This window comes from Ruegeria sp. L11 (assembly GCF_056531755.1).
Map to the genome: position 1 here is coordinate 64,666 of NZ_JBQFMI010000007.1, position 11,936 is coordinate 76,601.

At 57.0% G+C, this 11,936-nt stretch carries 15 protein-coding genes; 9 read left to right on the forward strand and 6 right to left on the reverse strand.

From position 1 onward, the window contains the following. Nucleotides 1-37 precede the first annotated feature (37 nt). The 6 genes from ACR0CE_RS13185 to ACR0CE_RS13210 form a co-directional block, all read right to left on the reverse strand. Nucleotides 38-1,132, reverse strand: a complete 1,095-nt coding sequence (locus ACR0CE_RS13185) for a flagellar basal body P-ring protein FlgI (RefSeq protein WP_480488149.1) — start codon at nucleotides 1,130-1,132, stop codon at nucleotides 38-40. Then, the gene (locus ACR0CE_RS13190) at nucleotides 1,129-2,136 is read right to left on the reverse strand and encodes a flagellin (RefSeq protein WP_480832854.1); all 1,008 of its coding nucleotides are present in this window, start codon (nucleotides 2,134-2,136) and stop codon (nucleotides 1,129-1,131) included. Before ACR0CE_RS13190 ends, ACR0CE_RS13185 begins: the two co-directional genes overlap by 4 nt. 2 nt (nucleotides 2,137-2,138) lie before the next feature. Next, on the reverse strand, nucleotides 2,139-3,590 hold the full coding sequence (gene flgK / locus ACR0CE_RS13195) for a flagellar hook-associated protein FlgK (RefSeq protein ID WP_480483907.1): 1,452 nt from the start codon (nucleotides 3,588-3,590) through the stop codon (nucleotides 2,139-2,141). Between the two features lie 33 nt (nucleotides 3,591-3,623). Then, a complete protein-coding gene (locus ACR0CE_RS13200; RefSeq protein ID WP_480832856.1) occupies nucleotides 3,624-4,919 on the reverse strand; it encodes a flagellar hook protein FlgE in 1,296 nt (431 codons plus the stop codon). 91 nt (nucleotides 4,920-5,010) lie between these two features. Further along, nucleotides 5,011-5,850, reverse strand: a complete 840-nt coding sequence (locus ACR0CE_RS13205) for an OmpA/MotB family protein (protein WP_480832858.1) — start codon at nucleotides 5,848-5,850, stop codon at nucleotides 5,011-5,013. Nucleotides 5,851-5,938: 88 nt separating this feature from the next. Further along, nucleotides 5,939-7,276, reverse strand: coding sequence for a FliI/YscN family ATPase (locus ACR0CE_RS13210; RefSeq protein ID WP_480832860.1), 1,338 nt, complete (start codon nucleotides 7,274-7,276; stop codon nucleotides 5,939-5,941). Nucleotides 7,277-7,363: 87 nt separating this feature from the next. On the opposite strand from ACR0CE_RS13210, the gene ACR0CE_RS13215 reads away from it, so the two are divergent. Genes ACR0CE_RS13215 through ACR0CE_RS13255 form a run of 9 tightly spaced genes read left to right on the forward strand, consistent with a single transcriptional unit; the run spans nucleotide 7,364 to nucleotide 11,902 of the window. Next, entirely contained in the window at nucleotides 7,364-7,750 is a 387-nt protein-coding gene (locus tag ACR0CE_RS13215; protein WP_480488145.1) for a FlgB family protein, read from the forward strand. 12 nt (nucleotides 7,751-7,762) lie between these two features. After that, nucleotides 7,763-8,149 (forward strand): flagellar basal body rod protein FlgC, encoded by a 387-nt coding sequence (gene flgC / locus ACR0CE_RS13220; RefSeq protein ID WP_480483911.1) that lies wholly within the window; start codon nucleotides 7,763-7,765, stop codon nucleotides 8,147-8,149. Nucleotides 8,150-8,160: 11 nt separating this feature from the next. After that, nucleotides 8,161-8,451 carry a flagellar hook-basal body complex protein FliE gene (gene fliE / locus ACR0CE_RS13225; protein ID WP_480483912.1) on the forward strand — a complete coding sequence of 97 codons (291 nt, stop codon included), beginning with the start codon at nucleotides 8,161-8,163 and terminating at the stop codon, nucleotides 8,449-8,451. A 4-nt stretch (nucleotides 8,452-8,455) separates the two neighbouring features. Beyond that, on the forward strand, nucleotides 8,456-8,728 hold the full coding sequence (locus ACR0CE_RS13230) for a flagellar biosynthetic protein FliQ (protein ID WP_480488141.1): 273 nt from the start codon (nucleotides 8,456-8,458) through the stop codon (nucleotides 8,726-8,728). Next, nucleotides 8,728-9,438 (forward strand): flagellar hook-basal body complex protein, encoded by a 711-nt coding sequence (locus ACR0CE_RS13235; RefSeq protein ID WP_480483914.1) that lies wholly within the window; start codon nucleotides 8,728-8,730, stop codon nucleotides 9,436-9,438. Before ACR0CE_RS13230 ends, ACR0CE_RS13235 begins: the two co-directional genes overlap by 1 nt. Nucleotides 9,439-9,459: 21 nt before the next feature. Continuing rightward, nucleotides 9,460-10,245, forward strand: a complete 786-nt coding sequence (flgG, locus tag ACR0CE_RS13240) for a flagellar basal-body rod protein FlgG (protein ID WP_480483915.1) — start codon at nucleotides 9,460-9,462, stop codon at nucleotides 10,243-10,245. Continuing rightward, nucleotides 10,245-10,661, forward strand: a complete 417-nt coding sequence (gene flgA, locus ACR0CE_RS13245; protein WP_480483964.1) for a flagellar basal body P-ring formation chaperone FlgA — start codon at nucleotides 10,245-10,247, stop codon at nucleotides 10,659-10,661. The genes flgG and flgA overlap by 1 nt, the downstream gene beginning before the upstream one ends. Then, entirely contained in the window at nucleotides 10,661-11,392 is a 732-nt protein-coding gene (flgH, locus tag ACR0CE_RS13250) for a flagellar basal body L-ring protein FlgH (RefSeq protein WP_480483916.1), read from the forward strand. The genes flgA and flgH overlap by 1 nt, the downstream gene beginning before the upstream one ends. A 9-nt stretch (nucleotides 11,393-11,401) precedes the next feature. Next, nucleotides 11,402-11,902 carry a flagellar basal body-associated protein FliL gene (locus tag ACR0CE_RS13255; RefSeq protein ID WP_480832863.1) on the forward strand — a complete coding sequence of 167 codons (501 nt, stop codon included), beginning with the start codon at nucleotides 11,402-11,404 and terminating at the stop codon, nucleotides 11,900-11,902. The last annotated feature ends 34 nt before the right edge of the window (nucleotides 11,903-11,936 follow it).

The window sequence follows — 11,936 nt, forward strand, 5'->3', positions numbered from 1 at the left end:
CGTGTTTGTGGCACGCCCGTAGGACCAAAGATATCGGCTACCTGACAACAAATTCTGCGTGCAAGGCGCCCGCCGCTTTGATGGTTTTCAAGATATCGATCATATCCTGGGGCGATACCCCCAGCGCATTCAGGCCTGCGACAACCTCGGACAGGGTCGTAGCTTCGGGGATTTCGGCAAGGCCGGTTCCTTCTTCCTCTTCGATCCCTGCAATAGTGCGCGGAACGACCACTGTTTCGCCCCTGGCAAACGGATTGGGTTGCACGGCAATCGGTGCTTCCTGAACTGTCAGGGTCAGATTACCCTGAGAGACAGCCACACGCGATATCCGGACTTCCTGCCCCATTACGATGGTGCCAGAGCGCTGATCGACCACCACACGCGCCTTTGCTTCCGGCTCGACCAGAATATTCTCGATACGCCCAATGGCATGGGCCGTCGACACTGCCTGAGTTGCAGCAATGTTGAGTTCAACCGTGCCTGAATCGCGCATGATTGCCACAGCTCTGTTGAACTCGGTGTTTATGGCGAATTCGATACGCGCGGCCGTGGTGAAATCGGGTTCTCTCAACGCAAGGCGCATTTGGGTTAAAGTTGACAAGTCGAACTCAATTTCACGCTCAACACGCGCGCCGGACGGGATCACACCCGAGGTTGGTACCCCACGCACGATCGACGCAGCCTCTCCTTCAGCGGAAACGCCACCTGCAAGGATTGTGCCTTGTGCAACCGCATAGATTTGCCCGTCTGCTGCGTTTAGCGGGGTCATAACCAGTGTCCCACCCAACAGACTGTTTGAATCGCCTATCGCCGAAACCGTTACATCAATTTGGCCGCCGACTCTGGCGAAAGGCGGCAGACTGGCTGTCACCAAAACCGCTGCCACATTCTTGGGCCGGAAATCCTCGCCCGTTACGTTGACACCCAAACGCTCCAGGATGTTGGACATGATCTCTTCGGTGAAAGGAGAGTTGCGCAATCCGTCGCCGGTTCCGTTCAAACCGACAACCAGGCCATAACCCACAAGATCATTACCCCGTACACCGTCGAAATCGACAAGGTCCTTGAGGCGGATTGCCCCCGCCCAGGCTATACCGGGAACAAGAATCAGGAGAAGTATCAGCGCCCTCATCTCAGGAAATTCACCAGCGAAAGGTTCGCATTGCGAACGGTTACCGAATAGAGGCTTTCCAACTGAAATTGCACCGTTTGCAATTTCGCCGCTGTTTCATAAGGATCTGCTGCGATCAGCTCGTTCCGGCTGAATTCCAGACTGGTTCGGGCCATCGAATTTCGCGTGGCGGCCTGTTCGATGCGGCCCTCGGCGCTGCCGACCTGGGCCCGCAAGTTTACTGTGGCATCCTGTGCGTTCGCCAGATCGACACCCAGCTGGGTGAACAGGGCGGTGCGCTGGTCGGAAGAAAGAGCCAACGTATTGTCGGTGGCTAATGCCGCTGTTGCAACATCCCTTAGGGCCGCCTTGAATGCCGGGTCGGTTGCCGTGAGTGGCAGCGTAACGCTTTCATTTTCCGAGATCTGCATAGGAGAGAGTGTGGTGCTCGCACCCTGATAAATCATGGCGTCAAACCCGGCAGGGCTATTGAACCATGTGTCGGCAGCCAAGCGTATGTCGGCGACGGTCACAGCCCCCGTCAGTTGTGTCTTCAACGCAGCCAACAGCGTGTCAGTCGAGGGCAGTGGCGAGACATCCGTGGCTGTACCCGAAAACAGACTGCGCCCACCAACTCGCGTGTTGAGCGCCGATACCATCGTGTCGAGCTCATTCCTGGCATGATCTGACGCCTGCGCATGATTTACCGGCTGATTGGCCGTTCCGTAGGCCAACAGAGACGCGGTCATTTCGCCAACCGAATCTCCAAATGTCTTCAGGCTCAACTGCATGGCATCCGTGAACAGGGCCGCTTCGGCTGTGGCGATGCCAAAGGCGTCGAGCCTGGCAAGCGAGCGATCCAGATCCAGGATCTGAGAGTAATCTCCGCCAAGCCGACCAGATATATCCTGCACTTTGCCGGTGGACATCTCGTAAGAGAGGGTTTCAATCTGTGTTTTGATTTCAGTGGCGCGGGTGCGAAGGGTCATACCGCGCGCCAGATCGCCGATAGCAGTCAAGTTCATGCTCATAACCTCAGAAGCGTTTCCATAAGCTCATCGACGACCGAAATGACACGCGCGTTTGCTGCGTATGTCTGTTCGATCTGCATGAGGCGCTGTAATTCCTGATCCGTATCGACGCCTTGTTCGGCCTCAATCTGTGACATTTGTTGTTGGCTGTTGCTGGCAAAAACCTTCCGCTGCTCTGCAGCGTGGGATTGCGCCCCGGCTTTCGACATAAGCGCCTCGGTCAACTCGGCGGCGCGCATGTTTCCAGTGCCAAACAGCCCGCCAGGTACGGTGCGCGCATCATTCAGAATGGCACCGAAAGCACGCAGTTGCGACGCTTGTCCGGGATCGCCCGGCGTTGCGGCACCCAGCCCGGCGCGGAGCTTCCAGCTGTTCCCGCCGTTGTCGGGGTCCGCAACCGAATTCATCGAAATGCGCGATGACAGCCCGACAAAGGTTGTCGGGTCGAACCGATTTCCGTTGTCTGTGAACAGACCGGGATCTGTCGCAAGTGCCGTGGGATCCAAGCCCGGCGTTTCAAATCGTTCGATAAGATCGCGGGCAACGGTATCAAGCTGCAGCTGCGCCTCAACCGCCAATTCATCGCGAATTGAAAACTGGGCCATCAACGCGCCGCCACGGATTTGCGCAGTGTCCCCGCTGGTGCGTACCGGGTTGCCGTTCATAGCCAATCCGGACAGGAGACCATTTGCAACCGTCATGTGGGGTTTCGTCTCACCGGTCGTGGAAAAGGTGAACTCGGACGCCTTACCTTCAAGAAGTATCAACCCGCCGTCTGAATAGAGCGATACCTGATCGTTGGCACGTGGCACAACGTTGACCGGGATCAAAGTATTGACCTGATCGATCAGGACTTGCCGTTGATCCAGCAAGGCCCCGATATCGCCGCCGGAATTTTGAATGGCCGGAATCTTTGCGTTCAGAACTTCGATGTCTTTCAGAACCAGGTTCAGGCTTTCGATCTGATCGCCTATCTTGCGGTCCGCGTCCGAGCGTGCCTGTCGCACACCCTCAGAAGCCGCGTTAAGCTCTGCCGTAAGGTCGCGCGCCGCGCGCGCCACTTGATCAAGTCTTTCGATCGAGTCGGGTAGACTGGCTGCGGTGATGAAGCTGTTTTCCAAGGCAGACATACGGCTGGCAAGGGATGGCGTGCTGTCTGCTGTTCCTACAAGGTTTTCGAACCGTGAGCGGAAATCCGAAATGGAGGATTGAAAGGCAAGCTCGGCGTCTGACGACCGTCTGTTGGCCGTCAGAACCGGGTCCTGATGCCGGATTACCCCAACCGCACGCACGCCATTGCCAGATATGGGACTTGTCGCCAGTTCAAGGGACCTGCGCGCATAGCCCGGTGTCAGGGCATTCGCGATATTCCCCGAGACCACAGCCGCCCCGCGACTGGCCGCTGTCAGCCCACCCAATGCGTTATTGAGTGCCGTCGACATATTCATGAGGCCGCTCCTTTCCTTTGGTCAGCGCCTGGATCAGCGCTTCAAGTTGGTCGTTTCCTGAAGCATCTCGTCCACCGTCTGGATCACCGTGGCACTGGATGAATAGGCGCGTTGTGTCTGGATCAGAGATGTCAGCTCGGTTGCCACATCCGTGGTGGATTCTTCGCGTGCGAAGGAAACGATATCACCGGTTGGGCCTTCGCCCGCGTTCCACAGAAAGAACGTGCCGCTTTCGCGGGAAGGCGCGTAGGTTTGACTGTCCAGCGCTGTCAGGCCGTTGAGATTGGGAACATCGGCCAGCGGGATCTGGAACATTCGGCGGCTGACACCGGTATCGTAGAATGCATAGACATAGCCACTTTCATCGACCTGAACGCTGGTCATCGTACCAACGGCAGATCCATCGCGCGTGATTGAAACCGGAGCAAATGTATCGGATAGCTGAGTAATGCCATCGGAATCGCCGATCAGTCCGATATTGACCTCCATCGGGCCGCCAGCGACATTGACCATGACACTGCCGGTTGCCGGATCGTAAGCGCCACCGGATACAGGAGTGACGCTGGCCAGCGTACCACCAGCCGTTCGATTATCGGTAAAGGTCAAAGTGTACTCCCCGATAATCGCGCCGCCAGATGCCGAGTCGCGCAGAACCATGGTCCATTCATTGCTGCTGCCGGTTGCCGGAACGGTCGGGATCATTTGGATATCAATACTTTCGGATTTTCCGAGATTGTCGAAATACTCGACCGACAAAGGCTGTGTGTCACCTGGCGCACCCGCATCTGTTGCCGTCGCGGGAAGGTTCATACGCAGGTTCATCTTTGTCGTCGGGGCACCGGACAACTGATTGACGCTCAACTGAATTGGTTCAAGCGCAGCTGGCGTGTCGCGTGGAACGGGCGGGATGGACCCGTCTGCCGCAGCACGCCATCCCAATAGAACAAGGCCGGATTCAGTCACCAGGTATCCTTCGTCATTGGTCCGGAAGGACCCCGTGGTCGTCAGCAACATCTCGTTGGAATTTGCGCCGACCTGCGAGCTGGAGCGCACCGGCAACATGCCGCGTCCGCGCACTGCCAAATCGGTAGAGTTGCTGGTGGTCACCAGTGATCCGCGCTGGTCAATCATGCGCTGGCTGGTCGTGCGCACGCCCCCTGCCGAATAACTGCCACCCTGACCAGACGTGACCATCGAATGAAAGTCAGTTTCCACTCGTTTGTATCCGTAGGTCGAAGAGTTTGCGATGTTGTCGGAAATCGTGGCCAGCCTGTTGGCGTTGGCCTTCAACGCCGCCACACCGGCATTCAGCGAAGAGGAAATGGTCATTGGCGCGCCCTTCTGTTGCGTCAAGCTTCGATGCAACAGGTAACGCGCTGCCCCTTAACAGCGCGCTAACAGGTAAAATGCGTTCTATCCTTTAGGGTCGACGCAGAAATATCACTTCGGTTCTGTTGTTCCGAACCGCCATCGGATTGTCGGTGAAGAGTTTTCGGTCAGCATGACCTGTGATGCGATTCATACGGCTTGCTGCCACGCCTTTGTCCTGTAACAGCTGGCGGACTGATTGCGCCCGGGCAGTGGACAGATCCCATGCGGTATTGCGAACCTGCACAACAGGAGATGCGCTGACATGGCCTGTGACGGCAATCGGGTTGGTCACCAGATCCGAAGAACGCGCAATGATCAAAGCAAGCGCCCGCATGATCCCGGTTGGTTTCTCGGAACCGGACTCGAACAGTGGCTGGGTGTCCGTATCGAATAGCTCAACAACGAATCCTTCGTCGGTGACGCGTGTCACGATATGCCTGAGAAGCTTATCCGACACCTCGCTTTCACCGGTTCGCCCCAAAAGCTGAGATTCAAGCGTCGAGAAGTCTTCGGTGTCACCTTTGTCACCACCGTTGGCGTTCACACCGGTTGATCCGCGCGCCTGACGGGATTCAGTTGCGTGTTTGGTGCTTGCCCCGGCACCATCCCGCAGCAACGTCTTTTCCGACAACATACTGTCGCCGCCAAAGGCACCGTCTCCACCGCCAGATTCGGGGCTCAGAGGGATTGTCGGGGCGAAGTAATCCGCCAGCCCTTTGCGTTGCTGTTCAGTTGTCGCGTTCAGCAGCCACATCAACATGAAGAAGGCCATCATGGCCGTGACAAAGTCGGCATATGCAACTTTCCACGCCCCGCCGTGGTGACCATCACCACCCGATACACGCTTCTTCTTGATGATGATTGGCGCCGCATTGGTCTGCGCACCCATCTCCACCACCTATATTATCACCCTACTATCTGCCTAGCAGAGCAGGTCTTAAGGTGGCCTTAATACTTAAAACTGTTCAGAGTTCCGCCTAGCGTGGCAAGCTGATCGATGCACGGCGCAGAATCAATGACAGGCGATCAAAACTGTTTTCGATTCCCTCAGACTCTGGTTTGGCAAAAAAGGCGTCCAGTTCCTCATGGATGCGAACGGCCTGATCCAGCAGCGGGTCAGACCCTTCGGCATACAGCCCGGCCTTGATCATCACTTCGGATTGCTCGTAACTGCCCACGAGCTTTCGGGTTTCGGTGATCATCTGGTTCTCGGCCTCGGATGCGGCTCCCGGCAGGCTCCGCGACACAGATCTGCTGACGTCAATGGCCGGGAAACGCCCCCGTTCGGCGATGTCGCGGCTGAGTACAATGTGCCCGTCCAAAACGCCGCGCAGAATGTCAGCGATGGGTTCATCCATGTCCGAACCGGCCACCAAAACGCTGAATACCGCAGTAATATCCCCCTGTTCCTGCGTTCCGGGACCTGCGCGTTCGCAAAGACTGGCGATCAGGGGGGTGACAGAGGGTGGATATCCCCGCAAAGACGGGGATTCCCCCATAGAAACAGCGATTTCACGATGCGCCTCGGCGAAGCGGGTCACGGAATCAGCCAGAAAGAGAACGTTCAGACCCAGATCCCGCAGATACTCGGCTGTCGACATGGCCGACCAGGCACACCGCCTGCGCGCCAATGCCGACTGGTCAGAGGTGGCGGCGACCACGATTGTGCGTTTCATGGCTTCGGGGCCAATGGCCTGCGCGACAAATTCATTCACCTCGCGTCCGCGCTCGCCAATCAGAGCGACTACGACGACATCGGACTGCATGGACCGGGCCAGTGTGGAAAGCAGGGTCGATTTACCGACACCCGACCCGGCAAACAACCCCACTCGCTGCCCGCGTACGACGGGCAACACAGTGTTGAGAACCGACAAGCCGGTGGCCATCCTCTGCCCCAATGGTTTGCGTGCCACGGCTGGTGGAGGGGCCTGCATGATATCGCGCGTCTGCGATCCGCTCAGCAACGGTTTTCCATCCAAGGGCCTGCCAAAGGGGTCGATTACCCGTCCAAGCCAGTGCGATCCCGGTGCAAAATCCGGTGATGGGTCAAGGTAGACGCGATCCCCCAGGCTGACCCCATCGGGGGCCGCATTGGGGAGCATTTTGATATGGCCAGAACCGACATGAAGCACCTCGCCCGCAAGATCGGACCCGACGCGCCGCCGCAATGTCAGCAAATCCCCGACTCGGGCATGCGTGTTCAAACCACCGATTTCGATCAGACCCTGTGCGACGCCGGTAACCAGCCCCACGTGACGGACTGCGGTCATCCTGTCGAGTTCGTGTTTCAGAAGTACCGGGTCGAGATCAGACATCGTGGAGTCTCCAACTGAGTTCTGAAAACGGTTTCTAAAGGAATCAGGGTTAAGCCTTGATTGAAATTGATCGAGGGAGAAGCCCCGATGTTCTATGACCTGAACGTCTTTAAGACAGCGTACGCAATGGCAACCCATGCCGGGCAACGGCAAGCGGTCATTGCACGCAACATGGCCAATGCGGATACGCCGGGCTATCAGCCGCGCGATATCGAGGCCTTTCAGAAAGCTTTCGAAACCACCGGGCATGACGTGACCATGGACGCCACGCGGCCGGGCCATCTGCATGGCAGTATCGGTGCGCAAAACTGGGCTGAGGTTGAAGCTGTCCCATCAGGTGATCCCAATGGCAATGGTGTGTCGCTTGAGGAAGAGATGCTTAAATCGGTCGAGGTCAAACGACAGCACGACCGAGCGCTGGCGATCTACAAATCCTCAATGGACATTCTGCGCACCAGTTTGGGTCGCGGATAAGGGGCGGCAGGTATGAGCGATTTTTCCCATTCCCTTGTTGCGTCAGCCAGTGCTTTGCGCGCGCAATCCGCGCGGTTGCGGCATGTGTCCGAAAACATCTCGAACGCGGACACGCCCGGCTATCGACGCAAAACCGTACCGTTTGAAACCGTGCAGAAAAACGGTGGGGACATGGTGCAGGCTGGCCGTGTGACGCTTGACCAGCGTTCGCTGAGCCGCATCTACGACCCCGGTCATCCGTTGGCAGATGAAAGTGGTCACTACCAGGGCTCAAACGTCGATTTGATGATTGAAATCGCGGACGCCCGGGAAGCCCAGCGCAGTTATGAGGCCAACCTAAAGATGTTTGATCAGACGCGGCAGATGTCGTCGTCGCTGATGGAATTGCTCAGAAAATAAGGACTGCCAGAATGGATATCCGATCACTCAACGCCGCGCAGAATTATGCCGGCGCACGCTCTGCCACACAGGCCGATCCCGATCATGGCGGGGCGGCACAAGGATTGAGGGCGACCTTTCAGGACTTTGCAGCCACGCTCAGACACAGCGAACAGATGTCTCAGTCTGCGATGGTCGGTCAGGCTGATCCCCATGCACTGGTTCAGGCGCTGGCCCAGACCGAACTGGCGGTAGAAACCGCAGTGATCGTCCGCAACAAAGTGGTCGAAGCCTATCAGGAAATCCTGAGAATGCCGGTCTGACCCGATGCTCAGCGAAGGGCTTTTTTATGACATCGTTCGTCAGGCGTTGTGGGTTGCGGTCATTACATCCGTCCCGATCCTTGCCGTGGCTCTGGTTTCTGGCCTGATTGTCGGTCTGTTCCAGGCGCTGACCTCGATACAAGAGATGACCCTGACCTTCGTTCCCAAATTGATCGCCATTGTCATCGTGTTCTGGATTTCGATGGGGTTCATGACTCAGACCCTTGTTACGTTTTTTACCGGAACGCTTGTTCCCTTGATTGCAGGAGGCCGCTGATGGACACGGCTTACGTCACCCTGTCCCGCCAGTCCGGGCTAATGAATGAAATGCGACTGGTGGCGAATAACATCGCAAATGCCAACACGACCGGATATCGCCAGCAGGGGCTGGTGTTTTCGGAATACGTGCGGGACATTCCGAACAATCCGTCCCTCTCCATGAGTCGGGCCGAGGCGCGCAACACATCGTTGCAACAAGGTGTGCTTACGAAAACCGGAGGGCAGTTTGATTTCGCCATCGAAGGGGACGGGTTTTTCATGGTTGAAACCCCGGATGGCAACCGGCTGACGCGTGCGGGCAGTTTCTCGCCAAATGCCGAAGGCGATCTGGTTGCGATGGATGGTGCGCGTGTTCTGGATGCCAACGGTGCCCCGGTCTTTATCCCGCCCGATGCAGCTTCGATTGATGTCGGCAGTGATGGGACGTTGAGTGTCAACGGCCAGTTTCTGGGCCAGTTGGGCGTTTTCAATGTCGCTGATCCGCAGGAGCTGGTCCGCGAAGGAAATACGCGGTTTCGTGCCAATGGTGCGATAGACCCGGTTGATGAACCCGTTGTTTTGCATCGCTTTCTCGAAGGTTCGAACGTCAACGCTATGCAGCAGGTGACCCGCTTGGTGGAAATCCAGCGCGCCTATGAGCTGGGACAAAGCTTTCTTGACAGCGAAGACGAACGCGTGCGCGGGGCGCTCAAGGCGCTGATGCGCTGAACGGTAAAAGGAGAGTTTGACATGAGAGCCCTGAAAATTGCCGCCACCGGAATGACCGCGCAACAGATGCGGGTCGAAACGATTTCGAACAACCTGGCAAACATGAACACCACCGGCTACAACGCCCGCCGGGCCGAATTTGCCGATTTGCATTATCAACAGATGGCGCGCGCCGGAACCGTAAACGCCTCGGACGGAACAGTATTGCCGACGGGTATTCAACTTGGTCTGGGCGTGCGGCCCGCAGCTGTTACCGTGCAACTGGAACAAGGTGCTTTGTCAGCCACCGGCAGTGATCTGGACGTGGCGATCGAGGGGCGCGGATATCTGGAAGTCACGCTGCCCAGCGGTCAGTCGGCGTATACGCGTGACGGCAGCCTCAAGCGGTCGGCAGAGGGTCTGATTGTAACCTCCGATGGTTATGCGGTTTCGCCGGAACTCACCGTTCCCGACGACGCACGGTCAATTTCGATCAATGCCGCGGGTGAGGTCTATGCTTATTTCGACGACTCTCCCGAGGGGCAGTTGCTGGGTGAGTTTGTCCTTGCCAGCTTTTCGAACGCCAAGGGGCTGGAAGCCATTGGCAGCAATCTGTTCAAGGAGACCGAGGCGTCGGGTGCCCCGGTGCTGGGAACTCCGGGAAGTGATGGGCTGGGCACATTGCGGCAGGGTTATCTGGAAGACAGCTCGGTCGATGCAGTGCGCGAGGTAACCGAACTTATCGAGGCGCAGCGCGGCTATGAGATGAATGCCAAAGTCATCTCGGCTGTGGATCAAATGATGAGCGCGACAACGCAGGTGCGATGATGCGAGGGATCGGCATATGTTTGGCACTACTGGCTCCAATCACAGCACAGGCCGACATTGTGGTTCCAACCCGCACGATCCGGGCCAAGGAAATCATTTCTGCAACTGACTTGAAAACAAGCCCGACGGATGTCCTAGGTGCGGTGACTGACCCTGATTTTCTGATCGGGCAAGAGGCGCGGGTGGCACTGTATCCCGGCAGGCCGGTCCGAGAAGTTGATGTAGGCCCCCCCGCCATCGTTGACCGCAACGATCTGGTCGTCCTGATATTCGACCGCCAAGCCTTGTCGATAACCGCGGAAGGCCGCGCCTTGGGGCGTGGCGCTGCTGGGGATCGCATCCGGGTCATGAACCTGTCGTCCAGAACAACTGTAACCGGCCAAATCCGCGCGGATGGCCAAGTCGAGGTTAAGTAATGACCGGACTGTCGAAAACTCTCCTTCTCATAGCTTTGTCTTTGGCCGCGTGTGGTCGTCTGGATCATCTTGGCAAGCCCCCGAGCTTTACACCAAACGAAGAATCTCCCGAGCAGGTTGCCATGCTGTGGCCGGGTCTGCCCTTGCACACGCAACCACAACGCACCGTTGACCGCTCATCTCTTTGGAGCGGAGGGCAGCAATCCTTGCTGGGCGACCAGCGGGCGATCAAGAAAGGTGACATACTAACAGTTGTCATCGAGCTGGATGAAAAAGCTGAGATATCAAACAACACCAGACGGTCCAGATCAGGCTCGGAAAACCTTGAGGTTCCTGGCCTCTTTGGTTTGCCCCAGCGCGTGCAAAAACACTTACCTGACGGGGCATCGCTGGATGAAGCCGTGTCCATCGAAGCGGATTCCACAAGTTCCGGGCGGGGATCTGTGAGGCGAAACGAGAAACTAACCCTGCGTGTCGCCGCGACGGTTCTGGATGTTCTGCCGAACGGGGTTCTTTCGATTTCCGGCTCGCAGGAGTTGCGGGTCAATTTTGAGTTGCGCGAGCTTTTGGTGGCCGGGTATGTCCGCCCTCAGGATATCTCGCGACAAAACGAAGTCACCTACGACAAGATCGCCTCGGCGCGGGTGTCTTATGGTGGAAGAGGTCAGATTACAGATGTCCAGCAACCCCGATACGGCCAGCAAGTTCTTGATTCACTCTTGCCGTTCTGAGGTGCGACCGTGATTGCAAAACTGGTTCCAGTCGTTCTCCTGATTGTCGGCCTGGGTGCGGGTGTCGGTGCCGGGCTGTTTCTGTCACCTTCGGGCAAGCCCGACAAAACAGCCGCCGAAAAAGAAGTGGCAAAAGAAGAGAAGGCCGGTCACGAGAAGTCTGAAAAGTCCAAGGAAAAAAAGTCCGCCTATGGGTACTTAAAGTTGACCAAGCATTTTGTCGTTCCGGTGGTTGGGGATGACGAAATCGAAGCGATGGTCACTTTGTCCCTCAGCCTTGAGGCGAACACAGCAATTGAAGAAACTTTTTATTCCATTGAGCCCAAGTTGCGGGATGGCTTTCTTCAGGTTCTGTTTGATCACGCAAACACCGGGGGATTTGATGGGACGTTCACAGAATCCCGGAATCTCGATGTCTTGCGTAAGTCCTTGTTGGAAGTGGCGAAAAAAGAGCTGGGTGAAGATGTTTCAAAAGTGCTGATCATGAGCGTGAACCGTCAAGATACCTGACGAAGGTCGCTTCACGGTACGGATCCGGTCAGCA